Source organism: Chryseobacterium daecheongense, from assembly GCA_027920525.1.
Taxonomy (GTDB): Bacteria; Bacteroidota; Bacteroidia; order Flavobacteriales; family Weeksellaceae; genus Chryseobacterium; species Chryseobacterium proteolyticum.
Genome location: CP115858.1, coordinates 3,745,242 through 3,759,407, shown reverse-complemented (window position 1 = coordinate 3,759,407; position 14,166 = coordinate 3,745,242). Strand labels below are relative to the sequence as shown.

The window sequence follows — 14,166 nt, the reverse complement described above, 5'->3', positions numbered from 1 at the left end:
AGCCGTTAAGAAAATGTTAAATTAAAAACATTCATAAAATGATATAATCATGTTAAGTGAATAATTTCTTACCTTAATATGGAAATTAATGAAGGAGTAATACGATTATGAATAAGAATAGAAAAAAAGTTCTGTAAGTTCAATTCACAAGCATGATATCGGATTTGTTTTTTGTGAAAAATATCTTGATCGCATTTTTAATACTAAATGGTAATCAAAAGGGATAACAATAGCCCCGATAGTAATAATTACCCCGCAGCAAGGGTATGGAACAGAATTGGAGCGAGGAGTAAAAATGGATAGCGGGAAACAGCTCCAAAAGAAACTTCATTTCTTATCCTATATCAATGGTTTCTATTTAAGCCTTAATGTACATTTGCAATATAAATAACAAATAAAAAATACAACACAATGGCAACAAAATGGAATTTAGACCCGGCACACAGTGAAATTACTTTCAAAGTAAAACACATGATGATTTCCAGTATTAAAGGAAGCTTCACTAATTTCAATGCAGAAATCGAAGCTGATGATGATACGTTTTCTAATGCTAAAACCAGTGCAACGATTCAAACCAATTCTGTTTCAACACACAATGTAGACAGAGATAACCATTTAAAGTCTGAAGAATTTTTCAATGCTGAGCAAAACCCTACCATTACGTTTGAGTCTCAAGCATTGAATGGAGATATAACCGGAAATCTTACGATCAATGGAATCACAAAGCCTGTAACTTTGGATGTAGATTTCGGGGGTATCAATAAAGACCCGTGGGGTAATACAAAAGCTGGTTTTTCTTTTGAAGGAAAAATCAACAGAAAAGACTTCGGATTAAACTGGAATGCAGCTCTTGAAGCAGGAGGTGTAATGGTAAGCGATGAGGTAAAAGTAGCTGGTGAACTACAGTTTGTAAAGCAAGCATAATTGTATCATAATACTTATAATCAGGTTCAGGGATTTCTAAAAACCTTGAACCTTTTTATTTTTTAAAAACCCTATTATGAACCTCAACGATTTACAAAACATCAGTGATCATTTCAATAACACAGAGAGAATGCCCGTATTATTTCTGGGTCATGGTTCACCCATGAATGCAATTGAAGAAAATCAGTTTGTTCAGGGGTTCAGAAAATCAGCTAGTGAAATTCCAACTCCCAATGCTATTCTATGTATTTCTGCTCACTGGTATACTCAAGGTACATATGTAACGGCTATGGATATGCCAAGAACCATTCATGATTTTGGAGGTTTTCCGAAAGCACTGTTTGATGTGGAATATCCAGCTCCCGGAAGCCCTGAATTGGCAAAAGAAACTATTGAACTTTTAGCTCCTTCGGTGGTCGTAGAAGATCACAATTGGGGATTAGATCACGGTGCATGGTCTGTAATTAAGCATATGTACCCTGATGCAAACATCCCGGTTATTCAATTGAGTATCGACTACACTCAACCTCCGCAATATCATTTTGATCTCGCAAAACGGTTGAATAAACTACGTGAAAAAGGCATCCTGATTATCGGAAGCGGAAATATAGTTCACAATCTGAGGTTGATCGACTGGCAGAACATCAATACGGTGGGTGCGGGCTGGGACTGGGCAATTGAAGCCAGGGAAAAAACCAACAACTGGCTCTTAGATGGCAATTTTCAAAACATAATTGACTATCAGAAACAAGGTACTTTTTTACAATATGCTGTCCCAACACCAGATCATTATTTACCTCTGATCTATACTTTAGGATTAAAAGATTCTTCTGAAGAACTTCGCCTATTCAATGACGAGCTGATAGGTGGGTCACTAAGTATGACAAGTGTAAGAGTGGGATAAATTATAGTATTTTTAACTTTAAAACAGTCTGGTTTTAAGTGTATACTTTCAAAAAATAAAAAAAAGGAAATATCCGAAGATATTTCCTTTTTTTATTATCCTGTATGAGTTATTGAACCGCGTTGAGAACATTGATATTCCCATAACCATAACTGGAATCCGGATTTGGATAGTAAGTAGCAGACTGCCTCATTTTTGTGAGTACCTGCTCTCTCGTCCATGATGGATTTTTTGACCAGACTAAAGCTGCAATACCAGCAGTTGCCGCAGTTGCAACAGAAGATCCTCCTACATAGTCAGACTGTCCGTTATAATAGCTCAATACCGGAACATTACTTCCTGAAGATCTTTCCATCTGAAATGTAAAATCAATTTGACTTCCGGAGTGGCAAACATCACATTTTTTATTGGAAGTATTTTCCTTTACTCCTGTTATTGCTTGGGTCTCCGGCATCCAGGCAGGGAATATCACCCCCACAAAATTGGTAAAGCTTGTTGATGTTCCCCCTGCACAGAAAATAAGTTTTCCCTTAGAGTAGGCATATTTTACACCATCCTCAATTTTTCCCACAGAAAATATATGTCCCATCGACATTGAGATAATCTTTACGTTATTGTTATTACCCAACTCAGTAAAAGCAGTTTTAACAGCAGTTTGTTCACTTGAGGTTTCCAACACAACATTTTCTGCTGCCCTGTATGCGATAAGATTGGCATTATAAGCTACCCCTACAGGTAATCCGGCATTATTTCTTGGCGCGGTCATTACAGAAGCCATTTTTGTTCCGTGACCACACTGATCTGCTGAACCATCTGAGTTATAAACTCCGAATTTACTGATGGTTCTTCCTGAAGATGCTCCGTTATTAAAACTATTTCCCAACAAGGTTTGCTCAGGGGAAACTCCGGTATCAATCAAACCAATAGTTATACCTGCGCCGGTACTGTAATTCCAGGCATTCGGAATACTGTGTTTTGTAAAAGCCCATGGAATTTTTGCACTTGGGGTTGTGCTTGTATAATCAGCTGTGTTGAGTGTTGTTGAAGAAAAGCCACATCCTGAAGAACCGCTCCCTGAAGATTTTGCATTTGTATTATATGCTGCTTCATATTCAAAATAATGATAATCTGCAGGCTCCAGATATCTGATAGTTTTCATCTTTCTGAGTTCAGTAAGTGTTTCCTGCTTCTCAATTACAACATCCATCTGATTAAGATACTGATCAGAAAGAAGAAGAAATCCTCTTTCATCTTTTCCTTCATACTTTTTGATGACAGATAAGAGCTCTTTCTCTATTTCACTGCTGTTAGGAGATTTACTTCTATCGAAATCATCTTTGGAAGAACCAAATCCAATGGACACCATCCTGTTTCCACGGAAGACGGCGCTCCAGAGGAAGTGATCTGAAGTCTGGCTCCAATTGAAGGAACCTTTACTTTTAATGGATTGATTGATTTCCGCGTTAATTTGTTTTGCTGTCAGAGGATCTTTCTGATAAGCTTCAAGACCGGAAGTTTCATTTTGGATACTTTCTCTGTTACATGATACGATAAAGAAAAATAAGACTAAAAGGTAAAATACATTTTTTCTCATATGTTATACTTTTGATTGGTATCACCAATATAACACTTTATCGTGAATTGTAATTCCCTGAATATTAATTTACTATTTCCCGAATATTAATTTTCTCAAATCATCCTGTAATAAAGTAAAAACAGGATTTACATACCCTTGTTTTCTATATCTCTTTTTCATAACAGACACTATTTTCAATCCCAATGTATTGTCCGTAATTTGGTATTCTTTTATAACCCATTTTTTCATATAAAGCAATTGCTTCGGGCTGCATAATTCCGGTTTCTAAAACACATCTGCTAAAACCGGACTCTTTAGCCCAGGTTTCTAATTCGGTTAATGCTTTTCCGGCTAGTCCCTTTCCTCTTTGCATCGGGCTCGTATACATTCTTTTGATTTCAACCGTATCTTCAGAAAAGATCTTAAAGGCACCACAGGAAACTGCAATATTGTCTGCATACATTACAATACAGTTTTTAAGGAGATCAATTCCATTGAATTGATGGTAGAAAGCATGATCCTTACCGTCGCGGATAGCAAGATCTTCATCCAGGAACTTCACAAGATTCTGGAAATCGATATCAGAGGAATCTACTCTTTTTATAATCATTGTTTTTTCAGCAAATATAAGAGATAACGAATTGAAAAAATAAAAAAGGCTTCCATTCAGAAAGCCTTTTTTAATATCCTGAAGATGCCAGAATAGATTTTAGATATCCTTATTCGGCATCTATTTTCTTCATGAGTTCAGCGGATGTTTCTTCTCCCATTTTTCTTCCGGCTTCCATACTTTCCTTTAGAATCAATGGCATAACCTCCAATACTTTTTTTCCTAGTGGCGTATTGTAGAATTTTATCAGCTCATCAATTTCCGTTTCGGTGTAATACTTATTGTAAATCGGCACATAAATTTCTGCAAACTTTTCGGGACTCATTTCCTTTGAAAACTCTTCCCAAAATTTTCGGGGTACCCCCGGATATGCCTGTTGATATTTTCCTATATTTTCACTTACTGCTTGGGAAGCCAGTTTATCACCTCCCGTAAGAGCAATGAGTTCTTTAATTTTCGCCTCTTTTATTTGAGCAAAGGTATTTACTCCTAAAAACAAAATACTTACGGCAATTATTCTCTTCATCCTCACTACTAATTCACAATGAATTTTCTATCATTGATTAATTCTGCAATAGCAAGCATATCTTTACCGATTAATCTGTCATCTTCCAGTTTTGCTACTTTGGAACGAAGAATACTGAAATTCTCTTCAATAATTTTTGAGCATTTAGCCGGTCTTCTGAATTCTAGCCCCTGAGCCGCAAACATCAATTCAACAGATAAGATATTGACCAGATTACCAAGAACCTGATTGAATTTTCTCCCGGAAATACTTCCCATAGAAACATGGTCTTCCTGTCCTAAGCTTGTTGGAATAGAATCTGCTGATGCAGGGAAGCAAAGTGTTTTATTTTCTGTAACCAAAGCAGCAGAAGTGTATTGAGGAATCATAAATCCTGAATTCAGTCCTGAGCTTTCTGTCAATAATCTTGGAAGGCCATATTTCCCTTCCAGAAGTAAATAACTTCTTCTGTCAGAAATATTTCCTAATTCAGCTGCAGCTAAAGTTGCATAATCCAGTGGCAAAGCCATAAGTTGACCATGGAAGTTTCCTCCTGAAATGGATTCCTCAGCGCTCAATACAATCGGATTATCCGTTACAGAATTCAATTCGGTTTCTGCCATCATTTTCAGGTGTTCAAAAGCATTTCTGCTTGCCCCGTGTACCTGAGGAACACATCGCATAGAATAAGGATCCTGTACTCTTTCACAATCCTCATGTGCTTTCATATTTTCAGAGTTCTTAAGGAATTTCAGCATTCTTGCTGCTACTTTTTTACTTCCTTCAAAAGGTCTGATCTCGTGAAGTTCTTTTTTAAAAGGGCTTTCAGAGCCTCTGTAAGCTTCAAGGCTCATGGCAGCAGTCATATCTGCAAGGTCCAATAAGTATTCAAACTTCTCCAATCCTTTGATCGCGTGAGCCAGGATAAATTGGGTACCGTTAATAAGCCCCAACCCTTCTTTAGGTCCTAAAGCTAAAGGATCCAGATTATGTTTTTCTAAAATTTCAGAAGTTTCATAGATGGCATCACCTTCCCAAACTTGTCCAAGACCCAACAATGGTAAAACAAGATGAGCTAAAGGAGCAAGATCTCCGGATGCTCCCACCGAACCTTGTTCAGGGACAACAGGAATGATATCTTTTTCCAACATCAGGATCAATCTTTCAATAACCTCTAAAGAAACACCGGAAAATCCTTTTGATAATGCATGAACTTTTGCAATCATCATAATCTTTGAAAATTCTTTATCAATAGGTTTTCCAACTCCAACAGCGTGGGAAATGATTAAATTATATTGTAACTGAGCTGTTTCATCAGCTGAAATTTTCGTATCACAAAGAGGACCGAATCCCGTATTAATCCCATAAACACATCGATCAGATTCAACAATTTTTTGAACATTTTTCTGGGATTTTAAAATTTGTTCTTTTGCTGCTTTATTAAGTTTTGCTTTATTGGGTTTTTTACAGATTTCCAATACATCATGGAAAGTGAAAATATCTACACCGTATATCATTTCTAAAAAATTTCTTTAAAATTACACATTTAGCGACTATTGTAAAAGCTAAATTTCACAGCGTTAATTTTTTCGGCAGAAAGTAATTTAATTTGCTATTTTTACGTCCGTTAAAAAATAACCAATGAAATCTAAAACTCTACTATTTGCACTATGCCTTATGGGCACAGCTTCCTTTGCACAGGACAAAGTGAAATACTCCAAAGAAGAAATTAAAAAGATGGAAACTTACCTTTTCAACGAAGGTTTTAATACACCATCTCCCAGAAAAACCTCTACTATTATTTTAAAAGATGGAAGCTCTCATAAAGGTTTTTGCAGTAAAATAGAAACCAAAAAAGGACAGATCTACGAAGTTTCTATTAAAGACAGTATTTCAAAAAAGAACGAAATCTTCAATGCTGAGCAGATCAGCGAAATGTATGTCTATCCTAGCAACGTCGAAAAAATAGCAAAAGTTGCTAAATACATGGGAAATATCCGGAATTTCGGAACTAAAAAATTAACTAAAAACACAACCGGCGAACGAATTCACTTTGTCAATCAAACAGTATCACTGAAAAATAAAAAAGAGGATAAAGAATTTCTGATGCAATTGATCAATCCTGATTTTAGTGAAATCATCTCCGTGTACTATGATCCCAGAGCCAAAGAAACGGGAGGTTTTTCAATTGGAGGTTCTCCTCAGCTCGGAGGTGGTGTAATCAAATCCTATTATATTAAAAAGGGAGATAAAGTACTTTGGCTGCATAAGGATGACTTTGAAGACAATTATGATTTTCTTTTTGGTGACAATGCAGAATTCATGAAAAAATATCCTAAGAAATCTGCTGAATGGGATTATTTTAGCTTTTTGGTCAATGAGTATACTGAAATGAGCAACGGATAAAATATCTTACATAATATGTCAAAAGCTGTAGAAAATTCTACAGCTTTTTTGTTCTTTTAAATCCCGGATGGATTCCGTAATTTTGTTATATGAATCCTTCTTTAGAATTACAACTCAAAACTTTACCTTCTGAGCCTGGCGTTTATCGTTATTACGATAAAAATGAACAGTTATTGTATGTAGGCAAGGCTAAAAACCTAAAGAAAAGGGTTCTTTCCTATTTCAATAAAAATTTATCGGGGTACAGGATAAAAATAATGGTCGGAAAAATCCAGCGATTGGAAACCACTATTGTGAATAGCGAGTATGATGCGCTTCTATTAGAAAACAACCTGATCAAAGAGCATAAACCTTTTTACAATGTAATGCTCAAGGATGATAAAACATATCCTTGGATTTGCATTAAAAATGAAGCATTTCCCAGAATTTTCCTTACGAGGAACATCATTAAGGATGGTTCGGAATATTACGGTCCTTATGCCAAAGTTCGTCCTGCAAAAATACTGCTGGATACCATAAAACATATTTATAAGCTCAGGACTTGTAATCTGAATCTTGCTCCCACTAAAATTGAAGATGGCAAATATAAGGTCTGCCTCGAATATCACATCAAGAACTGTGAAGGCCCTTGTGAAGGGTTGGAAAGCAAAGAAGAATATGATGAAAAGATTGACTCCATCCGCGGTATTATAAAAGGAGATTTCCGAAAAGCTAAAGATTACCTTATTAACCAGATGATGAAGCATGCTGCTAATCTGCAGTTTGAAGATGCACAGATCATCAAGGAAAGGCTGGATATTTTGGAAGATTATCAGGCAAAAAACACCGTTGTCAATCCCAATATTGACGATGTGGATGTTTTCGGAATGACCAGCGACGAAACGGCTGCCTATGTCAATTTCTTTAAGATCAGAAATGGAAATATAATCCAGAGTTTTACAACAGAAATCAAAAAGATCCTTGAAGAAACAGATGAGGATATTTTGGAAGAAGCTCTTATTGAAATTCGTCAGAAGTTTGGTTCCGACTCTAAAGAAGTTTTGCTTCCCTTTCATTTATCCGTTGAAATCCCTAATGTAAAACTTATTGTTCCTAAAGTAGGTGATAAAAAAAGGATCGTTGAACTTTCCGAGAAAAATGCTAAAGAATACCGTTTGGAAAAACTAAAACAGGTTCAGATTGTAGATCCTGAAAGACATTCCAACCGGATAATGGCTGAGATGCAAAAGCTACTGCGAATGCCTGTAGAGCCAAGACATATAGAGGGTTTTGATAATTCAAATATCCAAGGTACCAATCCTGTTTCAGCGTGTGTTGTTTTTAAAGATGGTAAACCTAGTAAGGCAGATTACCGCATCTTTCATCCGAAGACCGTAGAGGGTCCAAACGATTTTGCCACTATGGAAGAAGTGATCTATCGTCGTTACAAAAGAATGGTAGACGAAGGAGAGAGCCTTCCCCAACTTATTCTGATTGACGGTGGAAAAGGCCAGCTATCATCAGCCGTAAAAAGTTTAAAGCTTTTAGGTCTTTACGGAAAGATTACTATTATTGGAATCGCTAAAAGACTGGAAGAAATCTTCTTTCCCGAAGATCCTATCCCATTATATCTGGATAAAAAATCCGAAACTCTTAAAATCCTCCAAAGGGTTCGTGATGAAGCTCACCGTTTTGGTGTAAAGCATCATAGGACCAGAAGGAAAAACTCTACCATCAAATCTGAACTGGAAGAAATTCCCGGTGTAGGAGAAAAAACAATTGAACTATTATTATCCAGATTAAAATCAGTAAAAAGGATCAAAGAATCCAACCTGGAAACATTAGAGGAAATATTGGGTAAAAGTAAAGCCAAGGTTATTTGGGAGTATTTTAACGACTAACAAAATTTAAAAATAAAAGCGCTCTTTTGTTACATTACAAAAGAGCGCTTTTATTTTTGATCAGAAGGTATTTATACACCTCCCATTACGTACATATTTTCCATAGTTGGCACATCACTTCCACCCGCTTTTTCAAGGGTGATAGCAAATGCCTGCGCTTTCGGTATGTTAGAAAGAGCAATTTTACTATCTTTTTCTTCCGTATACATTCCTGCACTTATGGGTTTACCGTCTGCAATGGCCCATAATTGATATTGCATTCCTTCCGGAGCTTTAGGCAAAGCCTCTGCGTTCAGATAGACCTCTTTGGTCTTTTTGTCCCAAAATACCATTGCCTTGGAATCTGCATGTTTTTCCACTCCTTTTAGCATAACCATTTGCATATCAGGGCTGGATATCATCGTCCATTTTTCATTCATCTTTTGCAGAGCCGCATCTTTAGATTGTTTTTCAGTTTCCAATTTTGCGATCTCTTTTTTGCTTTCAGACTGATTATTCATCCAAAACAAATTTCCGGTAAGGCTTACTAAAAATAAGACCGAAGCTGCGATTGCATAAGTTTTCCAGATGTTATTTTTTGTATTTGCAATTTCTTTCGATCTATTTGTTACATCTCCGAAAGGCTGCGTTGGCTGCGCTGCAGGTGTAATTTTTTCAAAAGTTTGTTCTTTTTGAATCTTTTCCCAAATCTTAGATTTTAACTCATTAGGTGGGGCAACAGCCTGAGCAGTTGCCAGATCCTCTAGTACTTTTTGTGCTTCATCAAAAGCAGCTTTTACTTCAGCATTATTTTTCATCACACACTCCAAAATACCTGCCTCCTCGGGAGAAGCAAGTCCTAGAATATAAGATTCTATAATTCCGGATGATATGTATTCCTTAGTGTTCAATTTATTGATAATCTTTTAACAAATCCTTTAATTTTATTAATGCATTCCGCATCTTCGTTTTTACCGTACCCAGGGGTATTTTCAATTTATCAGATATTTCATTCTGTGTGTATCCCTGATAATAAGCCAGATCAATAAGTTCCTGTTTATCAGTTTCCAAACTTTCAAGCACATTATTAAAGCCAATAAAATCAGAGGTATTGTTTGTGGTAGAAAGTTCAGCACTGTTATATACGAAATCCGGAATTGGTTGGTTTTTTAATTCGTTTTGAAAACTTTTAGATTTTAGATAATCGATCGCTGTATTTCTTGCAATATTGATCATCCACGTATAGAATCTTCCTTTACTGGTGTCATACTGTTGGATAGAATTCCAGATTTTAACAAAAACATCCTGAATAATTTCTTCAGTATATTCTTTTGATTGTACGATTCGAAGTACTACACCATATAGTGCACCGGAATAATGGTCATACAAATAATGAAAACCAGCTTCGTTTTTATCCTTCAATAAAACGATAAGTTCTTCCTCCGAATAGTTTGTTTTAATAGCGAATATTTTTCGATTCAAATGTAATAAAATAAAACATATAATAACAAAAATCTAAAAGTTCTTTTACATCGTATATGAAATTAACAATTACAAGAATATGAAAGGTATATTAAAATCAATTCCTACAGATCCATATTTTTTCACTAGTTCTGTTTGTTTGGATTTTTATTTCCGACTAAAAAAATAAAAATCTTTAAATCTAAAACAAGATGAATGTCGTAAATGATCATAACAAGAAATCAAATACTATTTAATTAAAAAAATCAAAGAAATGAACACAAGATCAAAAATCGCAGTATTCGGAATGGTTGTATTATCATTCGCATTTAGCGGAACGGTAACTGCACAAACGATGAAAGAAAAAACAGTAATGGTAGGTGGAGCCGCTATGTATCCATCCAAAAATATCATTGAAAACGCTGTTAATTCCAAGGATCACAAAACACTGGTAGCAGCAGTAAAAGCTGCCGGATTAGTGGAAACCCTACAAGGAGCTGGTCCATTTACTGTACTGGCGCCTACAGATGCGGCATTTGCTAAACTTCCAAAAGGAACAGTTGAAAACCTGGTTAAGCCGGAGAATAAAGAAATGCTTACTAAAATTCTGACATATCATGTACTAGCCGGAAAGTTTAATGCTAAGGAAATCTGGGCCGCTGTAAAAGCAGAAAATGGAAAAAGTATGATGAAAACGGTGGAAGGAGAAGATGTTACTTTCTGGACAAAAGGCAAAGACCTTTATGTAAAAGATGCGAAAGGGAACAGTGCAAAAATTACCATAGCAGATGTTAATCAGTCTAATGGCGTTATCCATGTAATAGATACGGTTCTGATGCCTTAATTCTTAGTTTTTTTTATGGTTTAATAAATAACCCCTTACCTATTGTTATTTTGGTAAGGGGTTGCTTATTGTATTTAGTTTCCTAAAAACCTCTGAAGTTTTTACATTTTCTTATTTACCTGCATAAACATCTTTAGAATAACTACCATTTCCGGTAGGAATCTCTATTACAATATTTCCATTTTCATAATAACCGATAGTATTATCTCCATTTGCAAGCTTCACTCTGAACACCTCTCTTTTTGTTGTTTCCTTAAAAGTTGCATAAGGAACAGAGCTATCCGATTTCACAAGTATAAACTGACTGTTATCAATCTGAATTTTCTGTAGGGTTACTGCTCCGTTACTATATTTGTTTACAGAACTTCCTGTTGATGAAGCTGTATTAGTGTTATCCTGAATTGAAGCAACCTGCACCTGCTCATTGGTCTTCGTTTCAGCCGGAGCAGCTATTATCGTTGGATAAGAAACAGGAATAGAAACAAAAGTTTGTTTTAATGCATCCTGAAATCCCTCTTTATAATCTTTAATATTTGATGCTCCTTTACCGGTTAGTAATACCTTATCATGACAGTCTTTAAACTGAACGATCACTTTATTTCTTAAGAACCCGCTATCATCAATGACATCGGCATTTACAATATTACAAGGATTTTCTTTAGCTTCAGCAGGCCATTGCTCCCGGCTTCCCTGAAGAACAACATATTTTTTACCTTTTAAAGCTTTCGCCAAAGCAATATCCAAATCGAAACTTTCTTTAAAAGTGCTGAATTTTTCAGGTATAGAAATATACTTATAATCAGATACTTTTTGTCCGAAAGCAAGTATCGAACAAACTGTCAATATAGCAAATAATCCCTTTTTCATATTTTATTTTTTAATCATTTCTAAATGTTCCCATATCTAATTTAAGTGAAAAGAAGTTGGAATAAAAATTCGATCCTCCAATTCCTGAATTAGTAATAGCATAGTCAAGGGTAAGTCCTCGGTATCTGATTCCCAAACCTGCACTCGGCTGAAAAGAAACCTTTCTTTTCAGATCTTCAATATCCGTGATAGACTGAAAACGATTCACTCCCAAACGTACAAAAATCATTTTCTGATATCCCAATTCCGCTCCTGCATATGGGGTTATACTGGCAAAATCTGTGGAAATTAAAGCTGCTGTTTTAGCGAAATCCACATTGATTCCGGCTTCCGGTAAAACATAAACGCTGCTGTTGATTTCAAACATTTTACTTGCTCCTACATTAAGTTTAGGCATAGTAAGCTCCATTTTATCTTTTGGAGCAGGGTTAAACTCTTCTCCATTCACAACTGTAGATAACTCCTTCTGATTGATGCTCCAAAAGTTAACGGTGGTGGTAGCGTCACGAAGCATTCCCCCAAATTTCCATCCATTATCAGCTTTATAAATTGCCCCTACATCAAAACCAAATCCATATCCGCTCGCAAATTTCCCTACATTCCTGTAAACAATCTTGGCATTAACACCCACATCCAATTTTGTGTTACCGCCAGGATGAAATGCATAGGACAGAATAGCAGCATAATCTGACTGTGAAAACTTGGTGATTTTGTCATAGTCAATATTTCCCTCAGAATCGATCATTTGAGTCGTATTCAGAATATTATCTACCCCCAATCTCACTACTGAGACTCCGAAAACTCCCTCTTCCATCACTTTAGCATAGGCCAGATAATCATATTTTGCTATAGATTCAAAGTATTCGGCGTGCATGGCAGCCCCTTGCCAGTCTCTTTCGATAGACATCAGACCTGCTGGATTCCACATAGGAGAATAAACGTCATCCTGATTGGAAATAACCGCTCCACCCATCGCCAGGCCTCTTGCTCCTGCACCTATATTTAAAAATTCATTGGAATATTTTCTAATGATCTGAGATTGAAAAAATCCAAATGCTAAAGAAAATAGGAATAGTAGATATTTTTTCATCATATAAATTTGATGCTTAATTAGTTTTTTTTTGTTTTCTGGCTTTTATCAGCCCATTAGCGATAATTGCTAATATCATCACCAATGATGCTATATAAAATATAGGGCTCATATGCTCCGATTCGCCAAAGATAAAAAAAGCTAGTATAATTCCGTAAACTGGCTCTAAATTAACTGTTAAAATAAGTGTAAAAGGAGAAATATACTTCATCAGATTCACTGATTCCAACATTGGAAAAGCAGTAAAAACACTTGCTAACAAGCATATTAACGCCAAATCCCTGTAGTTTATTTCATTCATTTGAAAAATTTGCCCTGAAAATAAATAAAATATCAATAAAACTGACCATCCACAGAATATTTCATAAAAAATAATATTCCCTGAACTTGTTTTTCCAAACATCTTACCATTGAAAACGGAAAATATCGTCCCAAAAATAGCACACAAGACACCAAAAAGTATCCCTTCCTTATATTGAAACTCTGTTTTAAAAATCAGCAGGATACAAGCCACGATAACAATTCCCATGATAACTTCCGAAATATCTATTTTTCTTTTAAAAATGACAGGTTCTAATATTGACGCAAAAAGAGTAGATAATGATAAACAGCTTAATGCAATAGAAACATTCGAAACTTTAATGGAATAAAAAAAACAAAACCAATGAGCCGCCATTGCAGTACCAATCGCCGCCAATTGGAAAAATATTTTCTTTGAGACTTTTATACTCTCCTTTTTATAAATTCTTATGTAAGCATATAGGAATATCGCGGCAAATAGCATTCTGTAGAAAACCAGAATCTGAGCATTGGCATGAATCAGTTTCCCCAAGATTGCAGTGAATCCCCATAAAAAAATTATTAAATGCAATCTGAAAAGTGCTAATTTATGCATAACCTACCTTTAAATTTTTAAAATGCAAATTTACAAATAGCATTTCCAATTCCTTTCATAAAAAATAGATTTGAATAAGAAAAACAGATATTATTATAATAAACTCCCATTTTCATTTACTAAACTTCATGAAGAATCATATTTAATGATGAGAAGATCAAAAAAATCTTAATATATCTAACCGCAAAATACAGATACAAAAAACCCCGAAAATTTGGACAACTT

The 14,166-nt window shown here is 35.5% G+C and carries 14 protein-coding genes; 5 read left to right on the top strand and 9 right to left on the bottom strand.

Annotated features, from left to right (window positions below; translation table 11 throughout):
- Positions 1 to 411: 411 nt before the first annotated feature.
- Together PFY10_16700 and ygiD are read left to right on the top strand one after the other, a co-directional pair.
- Complete coding sequence (locus PFY10_16700; GenBank protein WBV55852.1) at positions 412 to 924, top strand: YceI family protein; 513 nt, start codon at positions 412 to 414, stop codon at positions 922 to 924.
- Positions 925 to 1,000: 76 nt separating this feature from the next.
- On the top strand, positions 1,001 to 1,828 hold the full coding sequence (ygiD, locus tag PFY10_16695; GenBank protein WBV55851.1) for a 4,5-DOPA dioxygenase extradiol: 828 nt from the start codon (positions 1,001 to 1,003) through the stop codon (positions 1,826 to 1,828).
- Positions 1,829 to 1,937: 109 nt separating this feature from the next.
- On the opposite strand, the gene PFY10_16690 is transcribed toward ygiD, so the two are convergent.
- From PFY10_16690 to hutH, 4 genes are all read right to left on the bottom strand, one after another.
- Positions 1,938 to 3,422 carry a S8 family serine peptidase gene (locus tag PFY10_16690; GenBank protein WBV55850.1) on the bottom strand — a complete coding sequence of 495 codons (1,485 nt, stop codon included), beginning with the start codon at positions 3,420 to 3,422 and terminating at the stop codon, positions 1,938 to 1,940.
- Positions 3,423 to 3,567: 145 nt separating this feature from the next.
- Positions 3,568 to 4,014, bottom strand: a complete 447-nt coding sequence (locus PFY10_16685) for a GNAT family N-acetyltransferase (protein WBV55849.1) — start codon at positions 4,012 to 4,014, stop codon at positions 3,568 to 3,570.
- Positions 4,015 to 4,123: 109 nt separating this feature from the next.
- Positions 4,124 to 4,540 carry a DUF2059 domain-containing protein gene (locus tag PFY10_16680; GenBank protein WBV55848.1) on the bottom strand — a complete coding sequence of 139 codons (417 nt, stop codon included), beginning with the start codon at positions 4,538 to 4,540 and terminating at the stop codon, positions 4,124 to 4,126.
- A gap of 8 nt (positions 4,541 to 4,548) precedes the next feature.
- A complete protein-coding gene (gene hutH / locus PFY10_16675; protein WBV55847.1) occupies positions 4,549 to 6,036 on the bottom strand; it encodes a histidine ammonia-lyase in 1,488 nt (495 codons plus the stop codon).
- Positions 6,037 to 6,160: 124 nt separating this feature from the next.
- Here hutH and PFY10_16670 point away from each other — a divergent pair, with 124 nt between their 5' ends.
- Both PFY10_16670 and uvrC read left to right on the top strand, forming a co-directional pair.
- Positions 6,161 to 6,925 carry a hypothetical protein gene (locus PFY10_16670; protein WBV55846.1) on the top strand — a complete coding sequence of 255 codons (765 nt, stop codon included), beginning with the start codon at positions 6,161 to 6,163 and terminating at the stop codon, positions 6,923 to 6,925.
- Positions 6,926 to 7,014: 89 nt separating this feature from the next.
- A complete protein-coding gene (gene uvrC / locus PFY10_16665; GenBank protein WBV55845.1) occupies positions 7,015 to 8,805 on the top strand; it encodes an excinuclease ABC subunit UvrC in 1,791 nt (596 codons plus the stop codon).
- Positions 8,806 to 8,876: 71 nt separating this feature from the next.
- Here uvrC and PFY10_16660 read toward each other — a convergent pair whose 3' ends face one another.
- Both PFY10_16660 and PFY10_16655 read right to left on the bottom strand, forming a co-directional pair.
- Complete coding sequence (locus PFY10_16660) at positions 8,877 to 9,695, bottom strand: anti-sigma factor (GenBank protein ID WBV55844.1); 819 nt, start codon at positions 9,693 to 9,695, stop codon at positions 8,877 to 8,879.
- Between the two features lies 1 nt (position 9,696).
- Positions 9,697 to 10,266, bottom strand: coding sequence for a sigma-70 family RNA polymerase sigma factor (locus tag PFY10_16655; protein ID WBV55843.1), 570 nt, complete (start codon positions 10,264 to 10,266; stop codon positions 9,697 to 9,699).
- A gap of 253 nt (positions 10,267 to 10,519) precedes the next feature.
- Between PFY10_16655 and PFY10_16650 the strand changes: the two genes are divergently transcribed.
- Positions 10,520 to 11,089, top strand: a complete 570-nt coding sequence (locus tag PFY10_16650; protein ID WBV55842.1) for a fasciclin domain-containing protein — start codon at positions 10,520 to 10,522, stop codon at positions 11,087 to 11,089.
- A gap of 111 nt (positions 11,090 to 11,200) precedes the next feature.
- Here the strand turns inward: PFY10_16650 and PFY10_16645 are convergent, their stop codons facing one another.
- Genes PFY10_16645 through PFY10_16635 form a run of 3 tightly spaced genes read right to left on the bottom strand, consistent with a single transcriptional unit; the run spans position 11,201 to position 13,941 of the window.
- Positions 11,201 to 11,956 (bottom strand): hypothetical protein, encoded by a 756-nt coding sequence (locus PFY10_16645; protein ID WBV55841.1) that lies wholly within the window; start codon positions 11,954 to 11,956, stop codon positions 11,201 to 11,203.
- A gap of 10 nt (positions 11,957 to 11,966) precedes the next feature.
- The gene (locus PFY10_16640; GenBank protein WBV55840.1) at positions 11,967 to 13,049 is read right to left on the bottom strand and encodes a PorV/PorQ family protein; all 1,083 of its coding nucleotides are present in this window, start codon (positions 13,047 to 13,049) and stop codon (positions 11,967 to 11,969) included.
- Positions 13,050 to 13,062: 13 nt separating this feature from the next.
- The gene (locus tag PFY10_16635; GenBank protein WBV55839.1) at positions 13,063 to 13,941 is read right to left on the bottom strand and encodes an EamA family transporter; all 879 of its coding nucleotides are present in this window, start codon (positions 13,939 to 13,941) and stop codon (positions 13,063 to 13,065) included.
- Positions 13,942 to 14,166: the final 225 nt, after the last annotated feature.

Coding starts and splice junctions, on each gene's coding strand:
- PFY10_16700 (WBV55852.1), top strand. CDS start 412: ATGGCAACAAAATGGAATTTAGACCCGGCACACAGTGAAATTACTTTC.
- ygiD (WBV55851.1), top strand. CDS start 1,001: ATGAACCTCAACGATTTACAAAACATCAGTGATCATTTCAATAACACA.
- PFY10_16690 (WBV55850.1), bottom strand. CDS start 3,422: ATGAGAAAAAATGTATTTTACCTTTTAGTCTTATTTTTCTTTATCGTA.
- PFY10_16685 (WBV55849.1), bottom strand. CDS start 4,014: ATGATTATAAAAAGAGTAGATTCCTCTGATATCGATTTCCAGAATCTT.
- PFY10_16680 (WBV55848.1), bottom strand. CDS start 4,540: ATGAAGAGAATAATTGCCGTAAGTATTTTGTTTTTAGGAGTAAATACC.
- hutH (WBV55847.1), bottom strand. CDS start 6,036: ATGATATACGGTGTAGATATTTTCACTTTCCATGATGTATTGGAAATC.
- PFY10_16670 (WBV55846.1), top strand. CDS start 6,161: ATGAAATCTAAAACTCTACTATTTGCACTATGCCTTATGGGCACAGCT.
- uvrC (WBV55845.1), top strand. CDS start 7,015: ATGAATCCTTCTTTAGAATTACAACTCAAAACTTTACCTTCTGAGCCT.
- PFY10_16650 (WBV55842.1), top strand. CDS start 10,520: ATGAACACAAGATCAAAAATCGCAGTATTCGGAATGGTTGTATTATCA.
- PFY10_16645 (WBV55841.1), bottom strand. CDS start 11,956: ATGAAAAAGGGATTATTTGCTATATTGACAGTTTGTTCGATACTTGCT.
- PFY10_16640 (WBV55840.1), bottom strand. CDS start 13,049: ATGATGAAAAAATATCTACTATTCCTATTTTCTTTAGCATTTGGATTT.
- PFY10_16635 (WBV55839.1), bottom strand. CDS start 13,941: ATGCATAAATTAGCACTTTTCAGATTGCATTTAATAATTTTTTTATGG.